A 26,990-nucleotide genomic window follows, 5' to 3' on the forward strand; every position below is an offset into this window, starting at 1 on the left:
CAAAAAATCGGCCAATATTGGGGGGTGGTCGGGGAGTGGTTGGGCAAATGTCGGGACGCTGACTGGATCGGTCAGATTTTTTCATCCGATGCTTGAAATCCTGAACAGCCGATGCGTATTTTGTACAGCTCGCCAGCAGGCGATCTGACGGTTCAAGGATTGACTGATGACTGGCTATGACGCCCATCTCGCGCAACAGCTGACGGGCATAGATGAAATCGAATGCGTCACTCCGGATTTGAATGGAGTGCCACGCGGCAAGGTTATGACTGCAGCAGGCTTCCTCGAAGGGCGCCGTTTGCAGATGGCGCGTGGGGTGCTGCTGCAATGCATCATGGGCGGCTACCCGCCGTCGCGTTTTTACGGGAGCGATGACGGTGACGTGGCAATGGTCCCCGATGCGCAACAGATTCATCGTTTGCCGTGGAGTGTCGAGCCCCGCGCGTTAGCGATCTGCGATACCGAGGAGCTAAGCGGCGGGGCATGCAACCTGTCGACCCGCGCACAGCTCAAAGCGGTTATTGCCCGCTATGCCGAGCGTGGACTGGCACCGGTGGTGGCGACCGAGCTGGAGTTTTTCGTCTTCGCGCCGAATCCTGATCCGGGCAAGCCATTTCAGCCTCCCAGCGGTCTTGATGGGCGTCGTGAAGACGGGCACTCGGCCTTCAGTGTCAGCTCCAACAACGGTTTACGGCCGTTCTTCAGCGAAGTGTATAAATGCATGGCGGCGCTGGGTTTACCCCGCGACACCTTCATGCATGAAATGGGCGTCAGCCAGTTCGAGATCAATCTGCTCCACGGCGATCCGTTGCTGCTGGCCGACCAGACGTTTCTCTTCAAGCACCTGCTCAAGGAAGTTGCGCTCAAGCACGGTTTGATTGTGGTATGCATGGCCAAGCCATTGGCGCAAACGGCAGGCAGTTCGATGCATATCCACCAGAGCGTTGTTGATTGCGTGACAGGCGCGAACGTGTTCAGCGACGAGCAGGGCGAACCGACCGCGCTGTTCCGGCATTTTATTGCCGGTCAGCAAGTTTGCATGGCTGACTTCACCGCACTGTTTGCGCCGAATGTGAATTCGTATCAGCGCCTGTGCCATCCTTTCGCGTCGCCGAATAATGCCTGCTGGTCCCATGACAATCGATCTGCGGGGTTGCGCATTCCCGCCAGTGAACCGGTGGCCAGACGCGTCGAGAACCGTTTGCCGGGTGCTGACGCCAATCCTTATCTGGCGATAGCCGCGAGTCTTGCCGCGGGGCTGCATGGCATTGAGCAGCAACTGGAGCCGACGCCTGCGACTCAAGGAGATATCCATGTGCCGGATGAATTGTCATTGCCATGTACCTTGCATGCCGCTCTGGAGCGTCTGAAACGCAGTCAGTTGGCCAAGGAACTGTTTGGCGTTGAGTTCATCGAAGGCTACATCGCATCGAAGACTCTGGAGCTGACCAGTTTCTTTGATGAAATCACCCCCTGGGAACGGCGCATTCTGGCTGCCCAGGCTTAAGAATCGTGTTTCAGGAGCTGTCCCTTCTGACGGCTCCTAATTTTTGGAAAGTCGATGCGCCAAATCTGGAAGTCCTTTCAGGGTCTGTATTTCGCCTCCCTGATGATGTTGACCGGCTCCGGTCTTCTGAGTACGTACCTTGCCTTGCGATTGTCCGCCGATCAGGTTGACGGTCTGTGGATCGGTGCGTTGATGGCCGCCAACTATGTGGGCCTGGTGCTGGGTGGCAAAGTCGGGCACCGTCTGATCGGTCGTGTCGGGCACATTCGTGCCTATGCAACCTGTGCGGGGATTGTCGGCGCGGCCGTGCTGGGGCTGGGTCTGATTGACTGGCTGCCGGCGTGGCTGTTTCTGCGGATGATTGTCGGCCTCGGAATGATGTGCCAATACATGGTGGTCGAGAGCTGGCTGAACGAGCAGGCTGCTGCCAAGCAGCGCGGCATGGTGTTCAGCGGCTACATGATTGCCTCTTACCTGGGGTTGGTCCTGGGGCAGATGATCCTGGTCGTTCACCCAGGATTAGGGCCTGAGTTGTTGATGCTGGTCGCCATGTGCTTTGCCTTGTGTCTTGTGCCTGTGGCCATGACGCGCAGCATTCACCCGGCGCCACTGCATCCGGCACCGCTGGAGCCGCGGTTTTTTATCAGCAGGGTGCCGCAATCGTTGACCACTGTGCTGGGCTCTGGACTGATTGTCGGCGCCTTCTACGGTTTGGCACCGCTGTATGCGGCGGAGCAGGGGCTGTCTACCGAGCATGTCGGTATGTTCATGGGGTTTTGCATCATGGCTGGCCTGTTGGTGCAGTGGCCGCTCGGCTTGCTGTCAGACCGCTATGATCGTGCGCAATTGATGCGGGCGTTTGCCGGGGTTCTGGCCTTGGCGGCGTTGCCACTGGCGTTGCTGCCAAGCATGCCGCTGGAAGTGTTGTTTGTAGTGGGCTTCGTTGTATCGCTGGTCCAGTTCAGCCTTTATCCGCTTGCCGTCGCTTTTGCCAATGACCACGTTGAGGGCGAGCGCCGGGTCTCGCTGACGGCCATGTTATTGATGACCTTCGGTATTGGCGCAAGTATCGGCCCGCTGGCCGCTGGTGCTCTGATGAAAACGTTCGGGGCCAACATGCTCTATGCGTTCGTGTGCCTGACGTCGCTGGCGTTGGTGCTTCTGATCCGGCCTAAGGCTGTGACTCACTTGCACCAGGTGGACGATGCGCCGCTTCATCACGTGGCGATGCCGGACAGCATGTCCAGTTCGCCGCTGGTGGTTGCGCTCGATCCGCGGGTTGACGAGCAGGTGGTTCAGGATCAGATGCAGACCACGGTTGAACCTGTAGTTGAGCCAGAGGTTGAAGTTGAACCGCCGATTGAGCCCAGGGCGCAAGACGAGGCTGTGGTGGATGTGAAAGACGAAGAGATCAATCGGCCTTAGGATTGCCCTGCATCATCGCGATCGCGAGCAAGCCAGGCTCTTTTGACTGAATTGAAATGTGTTTTCTGTAGGAGCGCACGAGCAACGCGAGGCCGCGATGGCGGTATATCTGACCTGCCGCCATCGCAGCCTCGCGTTGCTCGTGCGCTCCTACAGAGGCAAGCCTTGATAAATAGATTCGTATAAACAAAAAAGGCGATTACGCTCACCGCGCAATCGCCTTTTTAGCAGCTTGAAATCGCTGTCAGAAGAAGTCGTCTTTGTCGAAGCGACGCGCTTCACGCTGCAGTTGGTACACGAAGCGTTCAACCTGGCGCTGCACCAATCCGCTCATATTGTGAAAGCGAATCCCGGCAAACGTAGTGTTGACCCTTTCTTCGAAATGCAGATAACGTAATTCAACGGGGGCAGTCATGGTGCCAAATGGCAACTGAGCGACAAAGCGCTCGTATACCTGACCCAGTTGCATACGCTCTGAAACATCGCCTTCAAAACGAAGCTTGCAGCCAGTCGCCGAGATATCCAGCAATTTGCCGCTTAGCGGGAATTTGAGCCGATCGCCGCCCATCTCGATGCTGACCAGTTGAGCCAGCTTCAGTGCCGCACGAAACGCATTGCGACGTTGATGGTAGATGACTTCTGTTGGCAGGGGGCCGCGGTAGAAGCGCTCGCCATTGACTTCGTGGATCGTCATCTGCTGAGTGCTTTCCCAGGCGATACGCACGCCATCGTGGAAGCCTTCGATGCGGTACGGTTCGCCATTGGCCAGGAATTTTTCGCCATCGCGCGGGATCATCTCATCGAGGGCGATGACATCGCTCTCGCGATCAACCTCGATCAGATAAGTTTGAAAGCGCTGTGTGCGCTCATGAAAAGTAATGATCAGAGGATCATGACTTTCAAGTAGCAGCCGCAAGTTGGCGGCAATTTCCAAAGGCGTATTCAGTACCTTCGGAGGCTGCGGAGCATCTTCCGCGCTTGAGCCATTCACTTTTTTCCATCTCCAGGCAAAATACGACAGCAACGCAATGGCAGGCATTTTGCCAGCATGCAGAGCGCCTTGATACAGAAAACTACGCTTGGCTTAACGGACGTGGTTTTGCACGCCCCGATGTCGATCCCCGGCTGTCATACAGCGTCGGCATATCGCCGGTCAGTATCCGTAATTGATGCGCAGTAGAGGCCTGCTGCATCTGGATTGAACTGCCGTTTTGAGTGTTCAGAAGCTGGCACTGACTGATCAGTGCACTCAACTCGTCTCCAGCCTTCATCAACTGCTCGCCCACAGACGAATTTTCGGCGAGTGTGCTGAGGCCCTGACGATCCTGACTTAATCCCAACCCGCTGAGAATCTGGCTGCGCTTGCGGCCATGTTGCTCGAGTAAAATCACCAATGCATGCTTTTTGGCAAGCACATGCTCCATTTCGACCATGTCGCGGCCGTGGAGGGCGAGAGATTCGGCCTGCAGAATTTCCAGCAATTGCTGGGCAGGAACCATGTCGTCGATCATCAGTTGGAGCAAAGTAGTGTCTTGCATCGCATGCTCTGGTTTTTAAGCGTCCAGAAGATCCAGCGCGAGCATGGGGCTAGCGCTGGGCTTCGAAATTAAGCAGCTTGCTGGCTACGCGCTTGCTGTCCACTTGATAGCTGCCATCGGCGATTGCCTGTTTCAACTCTGCCACGCGGGCGCTGTTGACGGTTGGCAGGTCGCCCAACTTATCAGTGATCTTTTGCAACTGTTGAGCCTCACTGCTCAGCTTTACGGATTCGCCGGTGCTGCTGGTTTTTTCTGATGCGGCGGTCGCAACCGTTGCATCTGTCTTGCCTGCTTCTTTGGCGCTACCGGTACGGGTTGCGCCGCTTACTGCTGTGCCGCCGTTAAGTCGGTTGAAGTCGATGACCATGATAGAAACTCCTCTGGTGTTTGGACGCTTGCCATGGTTTCGACCAAATGCAGAAAAACTTTAGCCTGCTAAGTGAAATCCATTTGCGTATACGCAGAAAATGGACCCCAAACCTCAGACGTTGTTTCGCAGTCTAGGAAAAACAAGCGTTTGACGCCAGCGTTCTATCGGATCACATAGGTGCCTCCACCTGTCCAGGGCCCGTAATATTGGCCTTTATAATTCGTTTTGAATTGAGGTTACGCACCCGTATTTGCTCGTTGAAAGTCCCGTCGGAGAGCGCTTCTCCAGGCATCCGTACAGCAATGGAGCCGCTTCGCGCAGTAATCACCACTTGGTCGCCTTTGCGCACCATCTGCGGCTGTTCCAGAAAATTGGGAGCAATGATCTGATCGATGACCATTGGTCGGAGAATTTTCTGTCCTATCGCCTGATCTTCCGAGGATAAAAAGCCCTGACCCAACAGGCCGATATCTCGCTCGCGCATGGCGATATCCTGCTCGGTAATGATTTCATCGCGCTTGAGCGGGCGAATGGCAGTCACAACGTTGCGAAACAGGCGTACCTGGGCGGGCACGAACACCGTCCACGGTGACGAGCCATCGCAGCGTACGCGGGTTGAGACCCGGCCTACGGGGCGTGGGCTCTCCAGGCTCGCTGTCAATTCCTTGTCGCAAAAAGGCATGCGCATGCGCGGGTCTAGCTGGCGCACTTCAATTTCATAGCGACCTTCGATCTGGGCGGTCGCTAAATACTCTTCGACTGTGAATTCAAGAAACCCCTGAGTGACGCCGATAAGCTGTTCAGGCATTGTGAAACTGTCCGCCCGGCCGAAATTGACCAGGGTGGACAGGCACAGCAAGGCCAACGAACAGAGCAGGCTGCGGTTCATTGAAATCGTGTGTCGGGAAATTGTCGTTTTTGCATTCATGACGTATAAAAAGCAAGGCCCGTGCCGCTTACCTGATCGGGTGCTGTGGCGATGGTTACTTTGATAGGGGAGTCGGAGCATGGCCGGTGTAATGGATTCAGTGAACCAGCGCACGCAGCTGGTTGGACAGAATCGCCTTGAGCTGTTGTTGTTCCGTCTGAACGGAAAACAGCTTTATGGGATCAACGTCTTCAAGGTGAAAGAGGTGCTGCAATGCCCCAAGCTCACCATAATGCCCAAATCGAGTCGGATCGTACGCGGTGTGGCGAATATTCGTGGCGGCACGATTCCTATTCTCGATCTGGCCATGGCAACCGGTTTGCCAGGGCAGATGTCGATTGATAACGCGTTCGTGATCATCACTGAGTACAACACCAAGGTTCAGGGCTTTCTGGTGGACTCGGTTGAGCGCATCGTGAACATGAACTGGGAAGAGATCCATCCGCCACCCAAGGGCACTGGCCGCGATCACTACCTCACGGCGGTGACGCGTGTCGACAACCAGTTGGTGGAAATTATCGACGTCGAGAAGATTCTCGCCGAAGTAGCGCCTATGTCGGAGTCGGTTTCCATTGGCGTTATTGACGAAGAGACGCACCACAAGGCTATTTCCTTGCGGGTACTGACAGTCGATGACTCTTCGGTGGCGCGCAAGCAGGTCAGCCGTTGCCTGCAGACCGTAGGTGTGGAGGTCGTAGCGCTTAACGACGGTCGTCAGGCTTTGGAGTATCTGAAGCAGCTGGTCGCTGAGGGCAAAAAACCTGAAGAAGAGTTTTTAATGATGATTTCCGACATCGAGATGCCGGAAATGGATGGCTACACGTTGACTTCCGAGATCCGTAACGATCCCCGGATGCAGAAATTGCACATCGTTTTGCATACATCCCTGTCAGGTGTGTTCAATCAGGCTATGGTGAAGAAGGTTGGCGCGGATGACTTCCTTGCCAAATTCCGGCCTGACGACCTGGCAGCGCGAGTCGTGGACAGAATCAAGGCAGCAGACATCAGCTAGGGGCGTCGTTCCTGGTGGTTTTACATGATTTGAGAGGCGGCATTTTGGCTACGGGTAATTTGGATTTCGAGCAGTTCCGGGTATTTTTGGAAAAAGCCTGTGGCATCCTTTTGGGTGAAAACAAGCAATACCTGGTTTCCAGTCGCCTCAACAAGTTGATGGAACAGCAAGGCATCAAAACTCTGGGGGAGTTGATTCAGCGGATTCAGTCTCAGCCACGCAGCGGTTTGCGTGAGCAGGTGGTGGATGCGATGACGACCAACGAGACCTTGTGGTTTCGCGACACCTATCCGTTCGAAGTGATGAAGAACAAGGTGTTGCCAGAGGCGATCAAGGCGGCCCCTGGTCAGCGTTTGCGCATCTGGTCGGCCGCCTGCTCTTCGGGGCAGGAGCCGTACTCGCTGTCGATGACTATCGATGAGTTCGAGCGCAGCAATCCTGGTCAGCTCAAGTCCGGAGCGCAAATTGTTGCCACTGATCTGTCAGGCTTGATGCTCACCAACTGCAAGTCGGGCGAGTACGATAGCCTGGCAATCGGCAGGGGGCTGTCTCCGGACCGGTTGCAACGTTATTTCGACGTCAAGGGGCCGGGAAAGTGGGTCGTAAAGGCTCCGATCAAGAGTCGGGTCGAGTTCCGCGCCTTTAACCTGCTGGACAGCTACGCAAGCCTGGGCAAGTTCGACATCGTCTTTTGCCGCAACGTGCTGATCTACTTCTCGGCTGAAGTGAAGAAGGACATCCTGCTGCGCATTCACGGCACGCTCAAGCCGGGTGGCTATTTATTCCTCGGTGCTTCCGAGGCGTTGAACGGTTTGCCGGACCATTACCAGATGGTGCAATGCAGCCCGGGCATTATTTACCAGGCCAAATAAGCTTCTTTGCTGTTCAGAAAAAGAGACCTTCGGGTCTCTTTTTTGTTTTTACCCTGCAGTGACGCGGTGCGCCTGGATGTGCCAGATTTTGATTTGCTAGCTGTTCCATTGCCTTCGCGGGCGAGCCTCGCTCCAGCGGATAGCGACTGTTGGAGCGAGGCTTGCCCGCGAAGGCGTCGATGTGGCTAAAGCGCAAATCGCAGGCATACCCCGGCAACTGGCAACTTTACGGCACTCACCTTGCCGCTTATGCCGCTTTCGGCGGAAATGGCTTGCCGCTTTTCTGGCATCACGCCTGCCTCTCAGTCTCGCAGCCCTTTGAAAATGGGCTTTTCAAAGATTGGCACGCTGATTGCTATGTCTCTATCAAGAAAATCTGGTCAACCGGTAAAGGTTTCCCGAAATGAGCATCAGCTTCGATAAAGCGCTAGGCATTCACGAAAAGGCACTGAGCTTCCGCGCTCAGCGTGCCGAAGTGCTCGCCAACAACATCACCAACGCCGATACGCCTAATTACAAGGCTCGTGATCTGGACTTCTCGTCCGTGCTGGCCGCTGAGAGCGACAAGGCAAAAAACGGCAAGTTTGGCCTGAACATGACCAATAGCCGTCATATCGAAGCTGAAGGTCTGGGCAACACAGACGGTACGTTGATGTACCGCACGCCGTCTGCGCCGTCGCTGGATCAGAACACCGTCGACGCTCAGGTTGAAGGCGCCAACTACGCGGAGAACTCCGTAGGTTTCCAGGCCAGCTTCACCCTGCTCAACAGTAAATTCAAGGGGCTGGTTGCAGCCCTTCGCGGAGAGTAATTCATGTCTCTAGCTAACGTCTTCAATATTGCCGGTAGCGGCATGAGTGCTCAGACCACTCGGTTGAACACCACTGCCAGTAACATCGCCAACGCCGAAACCGTGTCTTCGAGCATGGATCAAACCTATCGCGCCCGTCACCCGGTGTTCGCGACGGTTTTCCAGCAAAGCCAACAGGGTGGCGGTTCCTTGTTTCAAGAGCAGGGTGAAGCCGGGCAGGGCGTACAGGTCAACGGCATCATCGAAGATGCTTCCAACCTTGAAGCGCGCTACGAGCCCAATCACCCGTCTGCTGACGGCAATGGCTACGTGTACTACCCGAACGTGAATGTCGTTGAAGAAATGGCCGACATGATTTCTGCCAGCCGTTCGTTCCAGACCAACGCGGAAATTATGAACACCGCCAAATCCATGATGCAGAAGGTTCTGACCCTCGGTCAGTGATAAGGGGCGAATAAATGGCCGTTGAAAACGATGTATCAACGAAGTTTATAAATGGGTTGCAAAACCCTGCGGCGTCTTCTTCGTCGAAGAATGACGCGCTGGGCAAAGATGCTTTCTTGCAGTTGCTGGTTACGCAGATGAAGAACCAGAACCCGCTGGAGCCGCAGGACAACGGTGAGTTCGTTGCTCAGTTGGCACAGTTCAGTAGTCTGGAAAGCATGCAGAACCTGACCACGACGGTTGACAGCATTGCTGGCCTCTACCAGTCGTCGCAAGCACTGCAGGCGTCTTCGCTGGTCGGGCGTTCGGTCATCGTCAATGCCGGTTCGACCTCGGTCGATACGACCAAGGGCATGACTGGCTCGGTTGTTGTGCCGTCGGCCAGCTCCGTTACAACTGTGAAGATTTATGACCCTCAGCTGAACCTGGTCAAGACCATTGATATGGGGACTCAGTCTGCCGGTAATGCAAGTTTCACCTGGGACGGCACCAATGATGCCGGTGAAAAAGTGGCTGCAGGTAACTACAGCTTTGTGGCTAACGGTTCTCTGGAAGGCAAGCCCACCTCGCTGGCGACTTACCTCCCTGCAACGGTCAATAGCGTAACGACCGGCGTTAACGGTGCAGAAATGGTACTCAATCTGGCCGGCGGCCAAAGTATCGGTCTGTCCCAAGTAAAAACAATCGGAATTTAGAGCCGACTCGACGGCGAAGGAGTGTTACATGTCATTCAATACCGGTCTTAGTGGGCTCTACGCAGCAAATAAAAGCCTCGACGTGGCAGGCAACAACATTGCCAACGTTGCGACCACGGGTTTCAAAGCTTCCCGTGTGGAGTTTGCCGACCAATACGCGCAATCCATTCGTGGTACTTCCGGCAATACCAACGTCGGCAGCGGCGTAAGAACTGCTGCGGTTTCCCAGCAGTTCACGCAGGGCACCTTGACTACCGGTACCGCGAACAGCCTGGACCTGGCGATCAACGGTAATGGTTTCTTCATGCTCAGCAACAACGGCGAAAGTCTGTATACCCGTGCTGGAGCATTCCATACCGACAAAGAAGGCTTTATCGTCAACAGTTCGGGTATGAACCTGCAAGGTTACAACGTAGATGCCAACGGCAACGTCGTGACGGGTGTTTTGTCGAACCTGCGTGTCGACTCTTCCAACCTGGCACCTAACCCGACTAACAATGTGACGATTGCGTCGAACCTGAACTCTACCGAAGTGGCTCCTACTGTCAGCCCTTTCAGCCCGTCCAATACCAAGTCTTACAACAGCACGTTCAGCACGCCGGTGTATGACTCTCAAGGTAATGAGCATTCGCTGAACCAGTATTTCGTGAAGACTGGCACCAATACCTGGGACATGTATACCCTGATTGACGGTCGTACTATTGATAGTCCGGAAACCACCAGCCCGGATGTGGTAACTCCTGATGTGACTACATTGACCTTCGACTCCGCCGGGAAGCTGACCAGTTCGACAGTGAAGTCGCCAATACCTGTCCCGCCAGCGCTGGCCAACGTTTCGGTCAATGCTGACGGCACGCTCCAGATCAATAACTGGAAGCCGGCTCTCAACACGGGTACCGCAACTGTTCCGAACTGGGTTGGGAATGGTGCTGTCGCTGCAACGGGCGGTATTGAGCTGGATATGTTGGCGACCACTCAAACGGCATCGGTGTCTGGTGCGATTACCAAGAGCCAGAATGGCTATGCAACTGGCCAGATCAGCTCGATGAACGTTGATGCTACCGGCAACATGTTCGCGACCTACACCAACGGTCAGTCGAAAGTGATTGGTCAGGTTTCCTTGACCAACTTCGCTAACGTTCAAGGTCTGTCCCCTGCGGGCGGTACTAACTGGCGTGAAACCTTCGCTTCGGGTGTGGCGGTAACTGGCGCTCCTCAGTCGGGCACTCTGGGTGATATCACCGGGCAGGCGCTGGAAGACTCCAACGTCGACCTGACCATGGAGCTGGTAAACCTGATCAAGGCGCAGAGCAACTATCAGGCAAACGCCAAGACCATCTCGACCCAGAGCACCATCATGCAGACCACTATCCAGATGGCTTGATGAGAGTCGCTGTTTAAGCTGCACAAAGGCCCCTTTTCGAAGGGGCTTTTTTATGGGCGTTTAAATAATAAAAGGTGGCCCTACAGCGCGTCTTGAAGTGAGGGTTGGTCACGCACTTACTATGGAAATTTCCACGCACAATGGTGTGAGAATAAAAACTTCCTCACTAAAAACCGATACCGGTAATGCTCGCTGGACCCGACCCGTTGCTTCAGGCGCGGCGGATTACGATACGCCGGGCGCGGATTGTCTGGGCGGGATTGTCGGAGGGGCGATGGACGATTGCAATGTCACGCTGGCTGACGAGTTGATCGCGTTGATTCAGGCGCAAGCAGCCTATCAGGCCAACCCGAAGGCGATTTCCACCGAAGTGACGTTGATGCAGACGTTGATTCAGTCGACCTGATCAGATCGAGCAGTCTGACTTGATAAAGGAGCCATTAAGTCGTTTCCAGCCCTTGCCGGGGCTGGTTTGCGCGCAAACGACGCGTTCTGCGCCTTGCCATTTGTAATAGCGGGCGTTCTTGGCTTGGGTGACGTTTGTGGTCATCGCAAGGATTGCAGCAATGATCAGGGCAAAACCTGCATGATTTTTCATGTCGGTTGTCTGGCGTTCTCGGTATTCAGTTGGGCCCAAGCCTATCACCGCGTTGGGTGGATTAAGAGTCATTTTCTGGCGCGGGTGGATCATCAGAGTAGTTTTTTTGGCGGCCAGTGCGCTGCAATTCTTGAAATGTGGCAATCCTCCGCCGCATTCGCGCTGCTGACTTTGGCGAGTGACTCAGGCGCGTCCGTTTTTGCTGAGCAATCAGTGCTTTGTATCGCGCCTGACAAGTTGGTCCGGATATTGCTATCTCTCTGTCAGAACAGCTACAGGCGGCAAGCGTCTGTCAGAGGAGGATGACTGTGGACAAGTTGCTTTACGTCGCGATGAGCGGTGCATCTGAAAACGCCGTTGCGCAAAAGGCTCATGCCAACAACCTGGCAAACGTCTCGACCAATGGCTTCATGCGTGACCTGGAGCAGGCGCGTTCGATGCCGGTATTTGGCGAGGTTCAGCCTTCGCGTGCCTATGCCATGAGCGAACGTCCCGGTACTGACTTCAGTGGCGGCGCATTGATCGAAACCGGTCGTGAACTGGACATCGCAGTCAAGGGTGATGGCTGGATCGCAGTTCAGACCCCTGACGGTGGCGAGGCTTATACCCGCAGCGCAGGTATGAATATTGACGCGCTGGGCGTGCTTCGTGCTGGCAACGGTTTGCCGGTCATGGGCAACGGCGGTCCGATTGCCGTGCCGCCTCAGCAGCAGATTGAAATTGGCGCTGACGGCACTATCAGCGTTCGGTCGCTGGGTGAAAGTGCTCAGGTGATGGCTCAGGTAGACCGCATCAAGCTGGTCAGACCTGACGTATCCACCATGGAGAAAGGTCCTGATGGCTTGATTCACCTCAAGAGCGGGGCTGCTGCTCCGGCAGATGCCAACGTTCAGGTCGAGTCAGGTTTCCTGCAAGCCAGCAACGTTAATGCCGTAGAAGAAATGACCGCCGTGCTGGCGCTGTCCCGCCAGTTTGAGTTGCACGTCAAGATGATGAAAACCGCCGAGACCAATGACGAGTCCGCGACTCGCATCTTGCAAGGCTAACGATTGATAGCTTGCGTCGATAATCCGACGCTCGAGGAGATTCAAGAATGCTTCCAGCACTGTACGTTGCAAAAACCGGTCTCGCCGCTCAGGACATGAACCTGACGACCATTTCCAACAACCTGGCAAACGTGTCGACCACAGGCTTTAAAAGTGATCGCGCCGAATTCCAGGACCTGCTTTACCAGATCAAGCGTCAGCCGGGCGCTCAGTCGACTCAGGACAGCGAATTGCCGTCCGGTCTGCAACTGGGTACCGGTGTGCGCATTGTCGGCACGCAGAAAAGCTTCACTGCTGGCAGCCTTGAGACCACTGAAAACCCGCTGGATATCGCGGTCAACGGTCGTGGTTTCCTGCAGATCATGCAGCCGGACGGCACTATCGCTTACACCCGTGACGGTACGTTCCACCTGGACGGCAACGGCCAGATCGTGACCGCCAACGGCTATGCGCTGGAGCCAGCCATCGTCGTGCCACAAAACGCCCAGACCTTCACGGTCGGCCAGGACGGTACCGTATCGATCACGCTGGCGGGTGCTACTGCAACGCCACAAATCATCGGCAACATCCAGACAGCTGACTTCATCAACCCGGCCGGTTTGCAGGCTCAGGGCGGCAACCTGTTCCTGGAAACTGCATCCAGCGGTGCACCGCAAGTCGGTACGCCTGGCTTGAACGGTCTGGGTACTACGTTGCAGAACACGCTGGAAGCTTCCAACGTCAGCACCGTTGAAGAGCTGGTCAACATGATCACCACTCAACGCGCTTACGAGATGAACTCCAAAGTCATCTCCACCGCTGACCAGATGCTGCAAAACCTGACGCAGAATCTGTAACACCTTGATCCATCTGTTTGACCTGTTGCTGTACCCGCTCAATTCGATGAGGCGTCTGCCCGGCGCCTGCTACACCGCGAGGTTTTAAGTGTCATGAAACGGCTATCTGTTCTGCGGTTTTCAATGTTGGTGGTGCCATTCTGTGGAGTTGCTCTGCTGGCAGGCTGCGTTGCGCCCAATGCCAAGCCTAATGACCCTTATTACGCGCCGGTGATGCCGCGTACACCGTTGCCGGCTGCGGCGAACAACGGTTCGATTTATCAGGCGGGTTTTGAGCAGAACATGTATGGCGACCGCAAGGCTTTCCGTGTGGGCGACATCATTACCATTACCCTGTCCGAGCGTATGGCAGCGAGTAAGGCAGCCAGTTCGGCTATTACCAAAGACAGCACGGCCAATATCGGTCTGACCTCGCTGTTCGGTTCCAGTCTGGTTACCAACAACCCGATCGGTCGTAACGATTTGAGCCTGAGCGCTGGCTATAACGGCGCGCGTTCCACTGAGGGTGACGGCAAGGCTGCGCAAAGTAACAGCCTGACCGGTTCGGTCACCGTGACCGTTGCTGACGTGATGCCCAATGGCATCCTCGCGGTTCGTGGTGAAAAGTGGATGACCCTGAACACCGGTGATGAGCTGGTGCGCATCGCGGGCCTGGTTCGTGCCGACGACATTGCAACCGATAACACCGTTTCGTCCACTCGTGTGGCCGATGCGCGCATTACGTATTCAGGTACTGGTGCATTTGCCGATTCGAGTCAGCCAGGCTGGTTCGACCGGTTCTTCCTCAGCCCGTTGTTCCCTTTCTGATAGCGGGATAAACATGATCAATCTCAAGCAACTGCTCGCGGCAGTCCTGTTGTTGTCCACCACGTTCGGCGCTCATGCCGAGCGCTTGAAAGACATCGCCAGTATTTCCGGCGTACGGGCCAACCAGTTGATCGGTTACGGCCTGGTGGTGGGGCTCAATGGTACGGGTGACCAGACCACGCAAACCCCGTTTACCCTGCAGACTTTCAATAACATGCTGGCCCAGTTTGGCATCAAGGTGCCGCCTGGCTCCGGCACCGTGCAGTTGAAAAACGTTGCGGCAGTAGCGGTGTATGCAGACTTGCCTGCGTTCGCCAAGCCGGGTCAGACCGTCGACATTACCGTGTCGTCGATCGGTAACTCGAAAAGTCTGCGGGGCGGTGCTTTGTTGATGACGCCGATGAAAGGTGTCGACGGCAACGTCTATGCGATCGCTCAGGGCAACCTGGTCGTGGGCGGTTTTGATGCTGAAGGTCGAGACGGTTCGAAGATTACTGTCAACGTTCCGTCGTCCGGTCGTATCCCTGGCGGCGCCTCTGTAGAGCGGGCCGTACCAAGCGGCTTCAACCAGGGCAACACGCTGACGCTGAACCTGAATCGTTCGGACTTCACCACCGCCAAGCGCGTGGTGGACAAGATCAACGATCTGCTTGGTCCAGGTGTTGCTCAGGCGCTGGATGGCGGCTCGGTCCGAGTGACTGCGCCACTGGATCCGGGGCAGCGCGTTGACTATCTGTCGGTGCTGGAAAACCTCGAAATCGATCCGGGTCAGACTGCAGCCAAAGTCATTATCAACTCGCGTACGGGCACCATTGTGATTGGGCAGAACGTCAAGGTCTCGCCTGCGGCGGTGACTCACGGCAGCCTGACGGTGACCATTACCGAAGACCCGATTGTCAGCCAGCCAGGACCGTTGTCCGGTGGTCAGACGGCGGTGGTTCCGCGCTCCAAGGTTAACGCCCAGCAAGAGCTGCACCCGATGTTCAAGTTCGGCCCTGGTACCACGCTAGACGAGATCGTCCGTGCGGTTAACCAGGTGGGGGCTGCGCCCGGTGACTTGATGGCAATTCTTGAAGCATTGAAGCAGGCCGGTGCATTGCAAGCCGACCTGATCGTGATCTGAGGACGTTGTCGATGGATATGCCAAAGAGCCCGATTTCTTCAGGTGTCGATTCAGGTGCGTACACCGACCTCAATCGTTTGAGCTCGTTGAAAACCGGTGACGTGAACAGCGACGCCAACCTGAAAAAGGTGGCGCAGGAGTTCGAGTCGCTGTTCGTCAGTCAGATGCTCAAGGCAATGCGTTCTGCCAACGAAGTGCTGGCCAAGGATAACCCGATGAACACTGCCGCAACCCGGCAGTATCAGGACATGTATGACCAGCAGCTCTCCGTGACCCTGTCCGGTCGCGGTAACGGCATTGGTCTGCAAGACGTGCTGATGCGTCAGTTGTCCAAGACCCGCAACATGCACACCGCTGCAACAGCTGACGCGGCCAAGGGCGATGCTTCGGCCGCAGCAAACGGCCTGGCTGCCAGCGTCCAGCAGCGGCCATTGTGGGCAACCCGTTCTGCTTCAAGCGATAAGTCCGCTGTTGTGGCCGAAGGACGCAACGACATGGCCGCGCTCAATTCCCGGCGTCTGGCGTTGCCCAGCAAGCTCACTGATCGTTTGCTGGCGGGCATCGTGCCGTCGAGCGCGACTGAGTTGGCGCCTCTTGCCCGCAATAATGTGGCGAGCAAAAGCACGGGCAATGGCGACTGGACGATGGATCCGAACCTAGCCCCAGCGACGCCGCAGTATGTGCGCAGCATGGCTCAGCCGCCACTGGCTCCGGCCAAGCGCACGTTCGGTAATTCCGATGAGTTCATGGCCACGATGTTGCCGCTGGCCAAGGACGCTGCCGCGCGTATCGGCGTGGATCCGGCGATATTGGTGGCACAGGCTGCGCTGGAAACCGGTTGGGGCAAATCGATTATGCGTCAGCAGGATGGCAGCAGCAGTCACAACCTGTTCGGTATCAAGGCCACGGGTAGCTGGAACGGGGCGCAAGCCCGGGCAATCACCAGCGAGTTCCGTGACGGCAAGATGGTCAAGGAGACGGCGGACTTCCGTTCGTACGACTCCTTCGCAGACAGCTTCCACGACCTGGTAAGCCTGTTGCAGAACAACAATCGCTATAAAGAAGTGGTTAATTCTGCCGATAACCCGGAACAGTTTGTAAAAGAGTTGCAGAAGGCTGGGTACGCTACCGATCCAGACTATGCCAGCAAAATTTCGCAGATTGCGAAACAGATGAAGAGTTACCAGAACTACGCCGCCGCTACGGGCTCTTCCACGACTTTATAAGGTTTTAATCATGTCGCTGCTTTCAATTGGGTTGTCCGGGATTAACGCGAGCAGTGCCGCGATCAATACCATCGGTAACAACACGGCTAACGTGGATACCGCTGGTTATTCGCGTCAGCAGGTGATGACCACTGCATCGGCACAGCGCAATATCGGCATTGGTGTTGGCTTCATCGGTACAGGCACGACCCTGTCCGATGTGCGCCGCATCTACAACAGCTATCTTGACGCCCAATTGCAGTCCAGTACCTCACTCAGTGCGGACGCGGTTGCCTATTCCGGGCAGGCCAGCAAGACCGACACATTGCTGTCTGACAGCACGACCGGCGTGGCGGCGCAGTTGTCGAAGTTCTTCACCGACCTGCAAAGTATTGCGACATACCCTACGCAGTCGGCGGAGCGTTCTTCGTTTTTGACGCAGGCAAATGCACTGTCGGCTCGCTTCAACTCAGTGGCTGCGCAGCTGTCTTCGCAGAACGAAAACGTCAACTCGCAATTGAGTACGTTTACGACTCAAGTCAATGAGTTGACCACGACCATTGCCAGCCTGAACAAACAGATTACCCAGGCGTCTGGCGGCAACACTTCGCCAAACAGCCTGCTTGATTCGCGCAACGAAGCGGTACGCCAGCTCAGCGGCCTGGTGGGCGTTAAAGTCATTGAAACCAATGGTAACTACGACGTTTATACCGGTACCGGACAATCGTTGGTCAGCGGCTCGTCGGCGTACAAAATGTCGGCTACACCGAGTAAAGAAGATCCGCTGCAGTACAACGTCCAGATCACTTATGGAAACACTGATACCGATGTGACGTCAGTGATCACGGGCGGCTCGATTGGTGGTTTGCTGCGTTACCGTTCCGAAGTGTTGACGCCTGCAACCAACGAGCTGGGTCGGGTTGCTATTGTCTTGTCCGATCAGATCAACAAACAGTTGATGCAGGGTATCGACAGCAAAGGCAACTTCGGCACCGCGTTGTTCAATAGCATCAACGATGCTGCTCTGATCACCCAGCGCAGCACCGGTGCAACGACCAACAGTGCGGGTTCCGGCAACCTGAGCGTGACGATCGGCAATGCCAGTGCGTTGACCGCTGACGATTACGAAGTGACCTTCACCGGCCCTACCGATAACGACTATCTGGTGCGCCGTTTGCCCAATGGTGAGTCTGTCGGTACGGGTTCGCTGACCGACGATCCTCCCAAGCAATTCGAAGGTTTCAGCCTGTCCCTCAGCGGGGCAGCGGTGAAAGCCGGCGACGTATTCAAAGTGACGCCGACGCGCAATGGCGCCTCGGGCCTGGCTGTAGCGCTGACCGATCCCAAAGACATCGCTGCTGCTGCGCCGCTGACGGCGACTGCCGGTGCGAGCAACTCCGGCACCGGCGGTTTCACTCAGCCGTCGATTAGCAGCCCTGTCGATATCTACGACACGACCAAAGTGACCGACTGGAGAAACGCTGTTCAGAGCAATACGCCGATGCGTATTGTCATGGGAACGGTCACTAGTGGCGTGCAAAGCTATTCGTTGGTGAATGCCCAAGGCGCACCAGTGCTCGATCAGAATGGTACGGCTATCACCGGCACGATCATCCCTGGCCAGAGCAACAGCCTCAAGCTCAACGTGGGCTACACAGACAACAGCACCACTCCGGCTTCACAAACCGCACTGACCATTGAAATGTCATTGTCCGGTACGCCGCAACCCAATGACACCTTCAGCATTTCGATGACAGGCGGGGGCTCTTCGGATAACCGCAATGCTACGGCCGCTGTAGCCTTGCAGACCGCCAAGACGGTCGGTGTGAACAATGGCAATGTGGGCACCAGCCTGTCCGGTGCGTACGGTGATCTGGTGGGCACGGTGGGTACCCGGTCAAGTCAGGGTAAAAGTGACGTCACCGCGACCGCGGCCGTTCTGACCCAGGCCAAGTCTGCACGTGATTCCGTCTCGGGCGTTTCCCTGGATGAAGAAGCGGCCAACCTGATCAAGTACCAGCAGTACTACACCGCGTCTTCGCAAATCATCAAAGCAGCGCAGTCGATCTTCTCGACGCTGCTCAACAGCCTTTAAGGAATCGTAAATCATGCGTATTTCTACTACTCAGTTTTACGAAATCTCGACCCAGAACTATCAGCGCAGCTACGCGAACGTGCTCAAGACGGGCGAAGAGGTCTCCAGCGGGGTGAAGCTCAATACCGCCAGCGACGACCCGGTAGGTGCGGCTCGCGTTCTGCAGCTGTCTCAGCAGAACTCAATGCTGACGCAGTACAAGTCGAACATTAACGTTATCAATACCAACATTGCCAACTCTGAAACGGCACTGACCAGCATCGGGTCGGCCATCCAGGCTGCGCGTGAGCTGATCATCAAGGCTGGCAACGGTTCCTACACTGACTCTGACCGTGTTTCGACCGCGGGTGAGCTCAAGCAACTGCAAAGTCAGATTCTGGGCTTGATGAACACCCAGGATTCCAACGGCCAGTACATTTTTTCCGGCACCAAATCCTCAACGCCGCCGTACTCGATGAACTCTGACGGGACTTACACCTATAACGGTGATCAGACGACCATCGACCTTGCCGTGGGTGATGGGCTCAAACTGCCAAGTAATGTCACTGGCTTTGAAGCATTCGAAAAGGCCGTCAACACAACGCGTGTGTCGTCTACCGTCAGTGCCGGTCCCAACGACGGCAAGGTAGGGCTGACCAGCGGTCTGGTGAAGTCCACCTCGGCTTACAACGACAGCTTCCAGAGCGGCGAACCCTACACGCTGACGTTCACCAGCGGCAGTACGTTCCAGATCTTTGACAGCGCCGGTAACGACAAGACCAGTGAAGTGTCGACGACAGGTAACTTCGACTTCAGCACCTTCGAGAATCAGACTTTCAATTTCCGCGGTGTGGAATTGAACCTGAACGTCAACCTGACGGCTGCCGAGAAAGCCACCGCAGCCACTGCTGGTGCGGTGTTGACCGGGCGCAGCTTCGAGGTCGCGTCGACCCCTGACAGCGTGACCGCCATCCGTAACCCGGGCAATACGTCGAGCACTGCCATCACTCAGTCCGCGGTTGGCTCGAGCGCGGCGGACAAGACTGCATTCAACACGACATTCCCGAGCAGCGGCGCAACGCTGCGCTACTCCACGGTCAATGGTTATGAGCTTTACGCTTCGCCTTATGCAGCCGGTAACACCCCGGTCGCAACCGGCGTAGTAACCGGCTCGACGGTCAAGGCGGCTGGTGTCGACTTCACGATCGCGGGTGGTCCGCCAAATGACGGTGACATTTTCATCATCGAGTCCGGTACGCACCAGACGGAGAACGTGCTCAACACGTTGACCGCAGCCATCAAGGCGATCAGTACCCCTAGCGATGGGAATCTGGTTGCAACCCAGGCGCTGAATTCGGCACTGACTTCCGCGCTGGGTAACATCACCAGCAGCGGTGAGCAAGTGAGCACTGCTATCTCTGCCGGTGGTGCACGGCAGAATGCCGCGATTGCACAGGGCACAACCAACGATCTATTGTTGGGCAACAACGAACTTGAGTCAGGCAAAATCGTGAACAGCGATGTTGTTGAAGCGACGACACGTCTGACTTTGCAGAAGACCATGCTGGAAGCATCGCAGATGGTCTTTACCCAGTTGTCCAAGTTGAACCTGTTCAGCCAGATCTAACATTCTGGCGTCGAGCGCAGGCCGTTTTTTTGCGGTGAGAGGGGGCCAGGATTTGGCTGGTTCCCCGCCGCTCGTGAGTTAGTACTGTGAATCAAACTCCTCTCGTCAGCATCGTCATTCCCGCCTTTAATCCACGTTACTTTCGAGCGGCGCTGCAAAGTGCCCTGGCTCAGGTTTACGAGCCGCTCGAGATCATCGTTTGCGACGACTGTCCCTCGAACGAAATCAAAGACATCTATGACGAACTGGCGCAGTCCTCGGCCGTCGTTACGCGCTATGTCAAAAATCCGTACCGGCTGGGTTTTCAGGGCAACATGCTCAAATGTCTGGACGAGGCCAGTGGCGAATACATCAAGTTTCTTTGTGATGATGACCGCCTGGACATCAATTGCGTTGCCCGTCAGGCCGCGGCGCTGGACGCGCTGGCAGATGTACAGTTGGTGGTCAGCCGTCGACACCTGGTTGATGTTGAGGATTACATTCTTCCCGCGCGCATGGAGAACATAGGACTGGTGCCCTATGACGCTCTGTTCAAGGGCGAAGATATGTTGGCGATTCATGAAAAGACGCCGCGCAACTATCTTGGCGGTTTCAGCGGGGCGTTGATGCGCACTGCCGATGTTCGCCACTATCTGCCTTCCCTCGCGCAGCCAGGCCAGGGCTTTGCAGGGCTGCTTGATTTTGCTTTGTTCAACTGCTTGCTTCGGCGCGGGAACCTGATTGCTTTACATAGCATCGACAGCGTCGAGCGATTGCACCCCAAGCGTATGAGTCAGCAGCCTGAGTTGCTTGGAGCAACCACGACCGAATGGGGCTGGCTCGGCGAGATGCTCAAGGTGCGCAGCGGTGAGCAGGCTCCAGCTTCGGGCTGGGTACGTTTCGCATCTCTGAAAAATGTTCTCGCCGATACGGATTGGGAATGGGATGAAGTTGGCTTGTATGGGTTGATGGCCGCGCGGCAAGGCATCATGAATAGCCGTGCTGGCAGCGACACCGATAGCTATTCCGAATTCTATGCGGCTTGGCTGGCATGCCGTGTGTTTACGCCCTGGCAGAAAAAATACTTGCCCCGGCGCGTTGCCAGTTGGGCGTCGCAACCAAGAATCGTACCGGTGATCATTGATCAATACGGGGATTCTGATGCGCTGGATCTGACACTCAAAAGCATTGCCGTTCAGGCGTATGCCGCTGAATCAGTGGTGGTGTTCACTGACACTGTGAGCACGATGGATGCACAGGTCTTGCGTCTTCCGCTACAGGCCAGTCTCGGTCAACAACTCAATGATCTATTGCCGTTGCTGGAAAATGCTGACTGGATCTACCTGTTACGTGCAGGTGACCGGCTGACCGAACCTGCTTTGATGGTTCTGGCCGAGCGCGTTGCCCAGAAGCCAGGGCTACTGTGCGTGTACAGCGATGAAGGCGCCTTGCATGAAGGGGATGAGTCTCAGGTTCCAGTGTTCAAACCCGACTTCAATCTGGACCTGATGCGTGGCTACCCTTATGTCGGTCGGACTCTGGCGTTCGAGCGACGCGCATTGCTGGATCTCGGTGGTTTTGACGCTGTACATGGCGAGCTGGCGCCGCACGATGTTATCTGGCGAATAGTCGAGAGCACTGGCCCGCAGGCGATTGAGCACATCGCTGAGATTCAGGTCGAGTCCAGGCTGGCGCTGAGCGATTGGTTGTCGTTGCCTGAGGTCATCGAGCGCAGTGAACCGCTGGTTGCGGCGCATTTGCAGCGTTTGGGCATCGAGCACGTCATTCATCATGATCAGATGCCGTTGCTCAACCGCATCGAGTATGTGCACGACTTCAGCCCGCTGATCTCGATCATCATCAGTAGCAAAGACCAATTGTTTGCTCTGGAGCGCTGTGTCGACAGCTTGCTCAGCAAAACTGCTTATGTGAATTACGAAGTCCTGCTCGTCGACAGGGCCAGTGAAAGTCAGGATGCCCGTACCTGGTTCGCGGCCATGGGCGAGCTGGGTAGCGACAAGCTTCGGGTATTGTCGGCACCTGATCCTCAGAATGACGCTGCCACTCTGAATTTTGCTGCCCGGCAAGCGCGCGGTGAATACCTGCTTCTGTTGAGCCCTCATGCGGTGATCTTCGATAGCCACTGGCTGGAAGGCTTGCTCAACCATGCCCAGAGACCGGAAGTGGGGATAGTGGGTAGCCGCGTGCTCGACTCTCAGGGGGCGATCATTTACGCGGGCATGGTACTGGGAATGAACGGCCTTGCGGGTCGGCCTTCGGTACATCAACCTGCTACGTCTACCGGCTATATGCAGCGTTTGCAGCTCGCGCAGAACTGGAGCGCACTCAGCGGCAATTGCCTGATGGTGCGCAGAGAGGTGTTCGACACCGCTGGCGCGATGGACGAGTCCGTCTTCACTCAGGGCCTGAACGACCTCGACCTGTGCATGCGTGTGGGCCGTGATGGCTACCTGATTGTCTGGACTCCTGCGTCCTCGATCATTCTCATCGAGCCCGCAGCGTTGCCCCGCAGTGAGTCGTCGAGCGCGCGGTTGAAGCAGGAGCAGGAGGCGTTCTACCTCCGCTGGCTGCCGCGCATCGCCCGCGACCCCGCATACAATCCGAACCTGTCCCTGAGCGAGTCGTTGTCATTCAGTATTGAACAAGGGTTGCGTGCTGGATGGAACCCGTTCGTCACGCGCAATTTGCCGTCCATTCTGGGCATGGCCGTCAACTCATCGGCGGTCGGGCACTATCGCGTCAGTCAACCGCTGCAAGAACTGCAGGCCGCAGGACGGATCATTGGCAAAATGAGTTACGAGTCGCCTTCGATTATCGAAATCGAGCGCCAGTCACCGGACGTCATTGTATTCCAGGGTCGCTATACAGAAGCCAAGGTTCCGGACATCTATCAGGTCAAAACGTATTCCAGTGCGATGCGCATTTTTGAACTGGATGACTACATCGCGGACGTTCCCGAGAAGAATGAGCACCGACGCAACATGCCCGACAACATCGGCGCCACGTTACGCAAAGGGATCGCCGGTTGTGATCGGGTTGTCGTATCGACCCACCCGTTGGCACAGGCCTTGTCCAGCATGCACACGGACATTCGTGTAGTGCCAAACATGTTGGCCACCCAGTTATGGAGCACTCTGAAAAAGAGTCAGCGCCGTACCTCCGGGAAGCCTCGTATAGGATGGGGTGGCGGTACCAGTCACCGGGGCGATCTTGAGCTCATCGCAGATGTCGTTCGTGAGCTCGCCAATGATGTGGAGTGGGTCTTTTTTGGCATGTGCCCTGATTTGCTCCGGCCTTACATTCACGAGTTTCACTCTCCGGTAGCTCTTAGCAGTTACCCTGCGAAACTTGCCAGCCTCAATCTGGATCTCGCTTTGGCTCCGTTGGAGTTCCATATCTTCAATGACTGCAAAAGCAATCTGCGGCTGCTGGAATACGGAGCGTGCGGGTATCCGGTAATTTGCTCCGATACCGAGGCTTACCGCGGTCATCTGCCTGCGACCCGTATTCACACGAATACCACCCAGGAGTGGTTGGCAGCCATTCGCATGCACCTCTCGGATCCCGACGCCAGCTATCGCATGGGCGACGAATTGCAGGAAGCGGTGTTGCGCGATTTCATGTTGAGGGGGGATAACCTCCAGTACTGGGCCAACGGATGGCTGCCGGACTAACACCATTTATCAAATCGCTGTGGCACTCTGTGCGCTGCGGTTGCTGTGTTTCGCTCTTGCTTCGGCGCGGGATAAAAAGTCCTGTGAGTTGAAGGTGCCATTGGTTCGCTATAGGAAAGGCTATGCAAAGCAAAATCGGGAAGGAAGCTGCACCGTTGAACACTCGTCTGACATTGGTGTTGCTGGCTGAGGATCAGCCGGACTTTCTGCGTCGTGCCTTGAAGTACTACAGTGGCTTTCCCTTCGCAGTGATTGTTCTTGATACCTCGCGCCAGCCCGCTAAGGAGTACGACCCTTCGCAGGGGTTTGAATATGCTCACCTTGGTGCCCTGGCCGGGACGAGCTTGAGCAGCAAAGTGGCCGAGGGCGTCAAAAGAGTTAAGACCCCCTTCATGGTGTTTGCTACCGTCGACAGTTTTCTGATCGCGGATTCACTTGAGGCCTCACTGGGTTTTCTTGAAACCAATGATGGATATGGCGCGTGTCAGGGCTACAGCCTGAGTTACCGTGCGCATGTGAATCATGTGGATTATTTCCGCCGGGACCGCAAGGTCGACGAGGATTATTCGTCAGCGCTGGATGAAGAGCGAGTCCATGGTTTTCTGGCGCAGAACCTGTCGCTGTTGAATGCCGTCACGCGGACCGATCTTGCGTTGAAGTGGTTTGCCGCGGTACCTGCTGACACCAAGCTGCACTGGCAAGAAGTGGGTTACATGAGCTATCTGGCCGCCGCCGCAAGCGTGCGTATTTTGCCCGTACCGTACGCACTGCATTTTGCGCAGGACAGGCAGCAGCAACTGAGTTTCAGCAGCGCTCTGCAAGGTGCTCTCAACCATCTTGACCCCAAAGCCAGCGCCGAGCGTCAGGCATTCGCCGACTTTCTGTTGACGACGCTTGACGGTATTTCGAGCTTGACTCGCGAGCAGATTTTGGCCGGTTTCAAGGCGATGGCTGATTCACTGGCGCGTCAGTCATTCCAGGCCGGAGAAAAAATTGTCAGCTCTAAATGGAGCGTGGCTGCCGAGGCCCCGGAGCCGCGCTTTGAGCCTCAACAGTTCATCGAAATGCCGTTCTACAACCAGCCTTTTTTTGACGAGCTGGCTCGTATCGAATTTCTGATTCACGCTATCCCGGCAGGCACGGTTCAGCTTAAAGAGCTTGAAGGAGTGCTGCTCAAGCAGGCTGAATTGACCCGTATTCAGATCAATCCGGATGCGGAACCCCTGTTAAGTCGCCTCTGGCAGGCCTATGGAGTTTACGCTTTCAACTACGGCCTCCTTCAGCGTCTGCTTCAGGCACTGATCAAGGCAGCCGGTGAGGAAGAAGAGATTGAGGTGCTGACCGCGTGGTCTGAGCGGCTGCAGGCATTATCGGCCCACGATAACGGTGAGCTGTTGCATGACATGGAATCCGGCCGTTTGCTGCGCTGGCTCGATTCGCGCAATCCGAAGGATGCCGAGCTGAAAAAAATCAGCGCCAGACTGGCAAAAAATCCTCAGGGGGCACAGATCTGCGTACTGCTTCTCGATCTGGATGCGGATGTTTTCAAACTGCAGGCCACCTTCGACAGCTTGATCAATGGCCACTATCGATCATTCAAAGTCGTTGTTTTCACCACCGGTGAATTGCCGGCAGTAACGACGATCCAGAACACTCTGCATTTCGTGCGTGTTACGGAAAGCAATTACATCGACAAAATTAATCTGATCGCCAGGCAGGCAAGCGGTGACTGGCTGATGTTGGCGCAGGCCGGGGAGCAATTCACTAGCGCGGGTCTGCTGCAGGCCAGTGTCGAACTCATCGACGCAGAGCAGTGCCGCGCAGTGGCCGTGGACGAGGTTCATCGTCAGGCAGATGGAACCTTGGCTCATGCCTTGCGCCCGGGCTTCAACCTTGATTTGCTGCAAAGTCTGCCCGCGCTGATGGCTCGTCATTGGTTGGTGCGTCGTGAGCTAGTGGCGCAGATAGGTTATTCCCGTGAATCCGGGAAGGCTCTGGAGTTCGATCTGCTGCTGCGCCTGATAGAGGAGGGCGGCATGAGCGGGCTGGCACACTTGAGTGAGCCGGTGCTGATCTGCGACGCTCCCCAGCTTGAAACCAACGAGGATGAGCACAAGGCGCTTGTGCGACATCTTGGTAAGCGTGGTTATCAGGCGGAAGTCAGCTCGGTGCTGCCAGGGACTTACAAGATAGATTACCGTCATAAACAGCGTCCGATGGTCTCCATCCTGCTCGAGAGTCGGGATAATCTGCCTGAGCTTCAACGCTGTCTGCTGAGCATTCTTCAGCGCACTCGTTATCCTCGATACGAAGTTTTGATCTGTGATAACAACAGCAGTTCTGCGCAGCTATCGGCATGGCTTGACCAGCAAGAGCAGACCTCCAGCCGTGTTCGAGTGTTCAGAAGTGACGAGCGGGTGAGTTCCGCCGTTCTGCACAATCTGGTCAGTCAGCAAGCCACCGGTGAGTATCTGATTCTGCTGGATGCTGAAAGCCAGATCGTCAACGTGGGCTGGATCGAATCACTGCTTAATCAGGCGCAACGCCCTGAAGTGGGCGTGGTTGGATGTCGGCTGATTGATCCGAAAGGCACCATTACTCAGGCCGGTTTGATTCTGGGGCTCAATGGTGGTGTCGGCTCAGCGTTTGTCGGCGAGCCGAAAAGCGCCAGGGGCTATATGCAACGTCTGGTGGTCGAGCAGAATTATTCAGCGGTGTCTTCAGCTTGTCTGATGATCGGCAAAGAACTCTACGATGCCGTAGGCGGGCTGGATGAAGGTGTGTTCGCCGAAGAGTTGAATGATGTCGACCTATGCCTGAAAGCAGGACAAGCCGGTTATCTGACTGTCTGGACGCCTCATGTTCAGGTGATTCATCACGGTGTCGTGCGCGCTGGTAGTGAGGCGTTGAGCGCCTTGAAAGGCAAATGGCCAGCGCAGTTTGCGCAGGATGAGGCCTACAACAGTAATCTTGACCTGAACGGCGCAGGTTTTACGCTGGGCGCATTCTAGAAC

Annotated in this window: 24 protein-coding genes; 19 read left to right on the forward strand and 5 right to left on the reverse strand. The window is 55.9% G+C overall.

From position 1 onward, the window contains the following. Positions 1-265 precede the first annotated feature (265 nt). A complete protein-coding gene (locus ABRP31_RS07710) occupies positions 266-1,507 on the forward strand; it encodes a glutamine synthetase family protein (RefSeq protein ID WP_349971863.1) in 1,242 nt (413 codons plus the stop codon). 54 nt (positions 1,508-1,561) lie between these two features. Then, positions 1,562-2,932, forward strand: a complete 1,371-nt coding sequence (locus ABRP31_RS07715) for an MFS transporter (RefSeq protein WP_349971835.1) — start codon at positions 1,562-1,564, stop codon at positions 2,930-2,932. A gap of 244 nt (positions 2,933-3,176) precedes the next feature. Here the strand turns inward: ABRP31_RS07715 and ABRP31_RS07720 are convergent, their stop codons facing one another. The 4 genes from ABRP31_RS07720 to flgA all read right to left on the reverse strand — a co-directional run bounded on the left by ABRP31_RS07720 (position 3,177) and on the right by flgA (position 5,768). Then, complete coding sequence (locus tag ABRP31_RS07720) at positions 3,177-3,923, reverse strand: flagellar brake protein (RefSeq protein WP_087273232.1); 747 nt, start codon at positions 3,921-3,923, stop codon at positions 3,177-3,179. A gap of 82 nt (positions 3,924-4,005) precedes the next feature. Then, positions 4,006-4,470 (reverse strand): flagella synthesis protein FlgN, encoded by a 465-nt coding sequence (locus ABRP31_RS07725; RefSeq protein ID WP_087273128.1) that lies wholly within the window; start codon positions 4,468-4,470, stop codon positions 4,006-4,008. 49 nt (positions 4,471-4,519) lie between these two features. Next, on the reverse strand, positions 4,520-4,837 hold the full coding sequence (gene flgM / locus ABRP31_RS07730) for a flagellar biosynthesis anti-sigma factor FlgM (RefSeq protein WP_087273131.1): 318 nt from the start codon (positions 4,835-4,837) through the stop codon (positions 4,520-4,522). Between the two features lie 172 nt (positions 4,838-5,009). Further along, on the reverse strand, positions 5,010-5,768 hold the full coding sequence (gene flgA, locus ABRP31_RS07735) for a flagellar basal body P-ring formation chaperone FlgA (protein ID WP_349971836.1): 759 nt from the start codon (positions 5,766-5,768) through the stop codon (positions 5,010-5,012). Between the two features lie 79 nt (positions 5,769-5,847). Between flgA and ABRP31_RS07740 the strand changes: the two genes are divergently transcribed. From ABRP31_RS07740 to ABRP31_RS07775, 8 genes are all read left to right on the forward strand, one after another. Continuing rightward, positions 5,848-6,780 (forward strand): chemotaxis protein CheV, encoded by a 933-nt coding sequence (locus ABRP31_RS07740; protein WP_087273137.1) that lies wholly within the window; start codon positions 5,848-5,850, stop codon positions 6,778-6,780. A 44-nt stretch (positions 6,781-6,824) separates the two neighbouring features. Next, positions 6,825-7,652: a protein-glutamate O-methyltransferase CheR gene (gene cheR / locus ABRP31_RS07745; RefSeq protein ID WP_167384390.1), complete on the forward strand. Its 828-nt coding sequence runs from the start codon at positions 6,825-6,827 to the stop codon at positions 7,650-7,652. A 161-nt stretch (positions 7,653-7,813) separates the two neighbouring features. Further along, complete coding sequence (locus ABRP31_RS07750; protein WP_349971837.1) at positions 7,814-8,059, forward strand: hypothetical protein; 246 nt, start codon at positions 7,814-7,816, stop codon at positions 8,057-8,059. Next, positions 8,056-8,463 (forward strand): flagellar basal body rod protein FlgB, encoded by a 408-nt coding sequence (gene flgB, locus ABRP31_RS07755; protein WP_087273141.1) that lies wholly within the window; start codon positions 8,056-8,058, stop codon positions 8,461-8,463. Before ABRP31_RS07750 ends, flgB begins: the two co-directional genes overlap by 4 nt. Before the next feature lie 3 nt (positions 8,464-8,466). Beyond that, complete coding sequence (flgC, locus tag ABRP31_RS07760; protein WP_087273143.1) at positions 8,467-8,907, forward strand: flagellar basal body rod protein FlgC; 441 nt, start codon at positions 8,467-8,469, stop codon at positions 8,905-8,907. A gap of 14 nt (positions 8,908-8,921) precedes the next feature. Next, on the forward strand, positions 8,922-9,602 hold the full coding sequence (locus tag ABRP31_RS07765; protein WP_349971838.1) for a flagellar hook assembly protein FlgD: 681 nt from the start codon (positions 8,922-8,924) through the stop codon (positions 9,600-9,602). 28 nt (positions 9,603-9,630) lie between these two features. After that, entirely contained in the window at positions 9,631-10,986 is a 1,356-nt protein-coding gene (gene flgE / locus ABRP31_RS07770; protein WP_349971839.1) for a flagellar hook protein FlgE, read from the forward strand. 121 nt (positions 10,987-11,107) lie between these two features. Continuing rightward, positions 11,108-11,392 (forward strand): flagellar basal body rod C-terminal domain-containing protein, encoded by a 285-nt coding sequence (locus ABRP31_RS07775; RefSeq protein ID WP_372489342.1) that lies wholly within the window; start codon positions 11,108-11,110, stop codon positions 11,390-11,392. On the opposite strand, the gene ABRP31_RS07780 is transcribed toward ABRP31_RS07775, so the two are convergent. Beyond that, on the reverse strand, positions 11,393-11,584 hold the full coding sequence (locus tag ABRP31_RS07780; RefSeq protein ID WP_372489428.1) for a hypothetical protein: 192 nt from the start codon (positions 11,582-11,584) through the stop codon (positions 11,393-11,395). A 308-nt stretch (positions 11,585-11,892) separates the two neighbouring features. On the opposite strand from ABRP31_RS07780, the gene ABRP31_RS07785 reads away from it, so the two are divergent. The 9 genes from ABRP31_RS07785 to ABRP31_RS07825 all read left to right on the forward strand — a co-directional run bounded on the left by ABRP31_RS07785 (position 11,893) and on the right by ABRP31_RS07825 (position 26,987). Continuing rightward, positions 11,893-12,630, forward strand: coding sequence for a flagellar basal body rod protein FlgF (locus ABRP31_RS07785; RefSeq protein WP_087273235.1), 738 nt, complete (start codon positions 11,893-11,895; stop codon positions 12,628-12,630). A 47-nt stretch (positions 12,631-12,677) separates the two neighbouring features. Next, positions 12,678-13,466: a flagellar basal-body rod protein FlgG gene (gene flgG / locus ABRP31_RS07790; RefSeq protein ID WP_087273159.1), complete on the forward strand. Its 789-nt coding sequence runs from the start codon at positions 12,678-12,680 to the stop codon at positions 13,464-13,466. A gap of 123 nt (positions 13,467-13,589) precedes the next feature. After that, positions 13,590-14,273 carry a flagellar basal body L-ring protein FlgH gene (flgH, locus tag ABRP31_RS07795; RefSeq protein WP_238599626.1) on the forward strand — a complete coding sequence of 228 codons (684 nt, stop codon included), beginning with the start codon at positions 13,590-13,592 and terminating at the stop codon, positions 14,271-14,273. Positions 14,274-14,286: 13 nt separating this feature from the next. After that, the gene (locus ABRP31_RS07800; protein WP_087273164.1) at positions 14,287-15,396 is read left to right on the forward strand and encodes a flagellar basal body P-ring protein FlgI; all 1,110 of its coding nucleotides are present in this window, start codon (positions 14,287-14,289) and stop codon (positions 15,394-15,396) included. A gap of 11 nt (positions 15,397-15,407) precedes the next feature. Further along, entirely contained in the window at positions 15,408-16,622 is a 1,215-nt protein-coding gene (gene flgJ / locus ABRP31_RS07805; protein WP_349971840.1) for a flagellar assembly peptidoglycan hydrolase FlgJ, read from the forward strand. 10 nt (positions 16,623-16,632) lie between these two features. Beyond that, positions 16,633-18,696 carry a flagellar hook-associated protein FlgK gene (flgK, locus tag ABRP31_RS07810; RefSeq protein WP_349971841.1) on the forward strand — a complete coding sequence of 688 codons (2,064 nt, stop codon included), beginning with the start codon at positions 16,633-16,635 and terminating at the stop codon, positions 18,694-18,696. 13 nt (positions 18,697-18,709) lie between these two features. Next, positions 18,710-20,302 (forward strand): flagellar hook-associated protein 3, encoded by a 1,593-nt coding sequence (locus ABRP31_RS07815; RefSeq protein ID WP_087273173.1) that lies wholly within the window; start codon positions 18,710-18,712, stop codon positions 20,300-20,302. A gap of 86 nt (positions 20,303-20,388) precedes the next feature. Next, on the forward strand, positions 20,389-23,976 hold the full coding sequence (locus ABRP31_RS07820; protein ID WP_349971842.1) for a glycosyltransferase: 3,588 nt from the start codon (positions 20,389-20,391) through the stop codon (positions 23,974-23,976). A gap of 122 nt (positions 23,977-24,098) precedes the next feature. Then, positions 24,099-26,987: a TIGR00180 family glycosyltransferase gene (locus ABRP31_RS07825; protein ID WP_349971843.1), complete on the forward strand. Its 2,889-nt coding sequence runs from the start codon at positions 24,099-24,101 to the stop codon at positions 26,985-26,987. The last annotated feature ends 3 nt before the right edge of the window (positions 26,988-26,990 follow it).

The organism is Pseudomonas caspiana, from assembly GCF_040224095.2.
In the GTDB taxonomy this organism is placed as follows: Bacteria; Pseudomonadota; Gammaproteobacteria; order Pseudomonadales; family Pseudomonadaceae; genus Aquipseudomonas; species Aquipseudomonas caspiana.

Bases quoted from the DNA above. Each gene is read 5' to 3' on its own strand.
- ABRP31_RS07765 (WP_349971838.1), top strand. From the start codon at position 8,922: ATGGCCGTTGAAAACGATGTATCAACGAAGTTTATAAATGGGTTGCAA.
- flgH (WP_238599626.1), top strand. From the start codon at position 13,590: ATGTTGGTGGTGCCATTCTGTGGAGTTGCTCTGCTGGCAGGCTGCGTT.
- flgG (WP_087273159.1), top strand. From the start codon at position 12,678: ATGCTTCCAGCACTGTACGTTGCAAAAACCGGTCTCGCCGCTCAGGAC.
- ABRP31_RS07710 (WP_349971863.1), top strand. From the start codon at position 266: ATGACTGCAGCAGGCTTCCTCGAAGGGCGCCGTTTGCAGATGGCGCGT.
- ABRP31_RS07740 (WP_087273137.1), top strand. From the start codon at position 5,848: ATGGCCGGTGTAATGGATTCAGTGAACCAGCGCACGCAGCTGGTTGGA.
- flgA (WP_349971836.1), bottom strand. From the start codon at position 5,768: ATGAATGCAAAAACGACAATTTCCCGACACACGATTTCAATGAACCGC.
- flgK (WP_349971841.1), top strand. From the start codon at position 16,633: ATGTCGCTGCTTTCAATTGGGTTGTCCGGGATTAACGCGAGCAGTGCC.
- ABRP31_RS07800 (WP_087273164.1), top strand. From the start codon at position 14,287: ATGATCAATCTCAAGCAACTGCTCGCGGCAGTCCTGTTGTTGTCCACC.
- flgJ (WP_349971840.1), top strand. From the start codon at position 15,408: ATGGATATGCCAAAGAGCCCGATTTCTTCAGGTGTCGATTCAGGTGCG.
- flgE (WP_349971839.1), top strand. From the start codon at position 9,631: ATGTCATTCAATACCGGTCTTAGTGGGCTCTACGCAGCAAATAAAAGC.
- ABRP31_RS07780 (WP_372489428.1), bottom strand. From the start codon at position 11,584: ATGAAAAATCATGCAGGTTTTGCCCTGATCATTGCTGCAATCCTTGCG.
- ABRP31_RS07775 (WP_372489342.1), top strand. From the start codon at position 11,108: ATGGAAATTTCCACGCACAATGGTGTGAGAATAAAAACTTCCTCACTA.
- ABRP31_RS07825 (WP_349971843.1), top strand. From the start codon at position 24,099: ATGCAAAGCAAAATCGGGAAGGAAGCTGCACCGTTGAACACTCGTCTG.
- ABRP31_RS07715 (WP_349971835.1), top strand. From the start codon at position 1,562: ATGCGCCAAATCTGGAAGTCCTTTCAGGGTCTGTATTTCGCCTCCCTG.
- flgB (WP_087273141.1), top strand. From the start codon at position 8,056: ATGAGCATCAGCTTCGATAAAGCGCTAGGCATTCACGAAAAGGCACTG.
- ABRP31_RS07725 (WP_087273128.1), bottom strand. From the start codon at position 4,470: ATGCAAGACACTACTTTGCTCCAACTGATGATCGACGACATGGTTCCT.
- flgC (WP_087273143.1), top strand. From the start codon at position 8,467: ATGTCTCTAGCTAACGTCTTCAATATTGCCGGTAGCGGCATGAGTGCT.
- ABRP31_RS07815 (WP_087273173.1), top strand. From the start codon at position 18,710: ATGCGTATTTCTACTACTCAGTTTTACGAAATCTCGACCCAGAACTAT.
- flgM (WP_087273131.1), bottom strand. From the start codon at position 4,837: ATGGTCATCGACTTCAACCGACTTAACGGCGGCACAGCAGTAAGCGGC.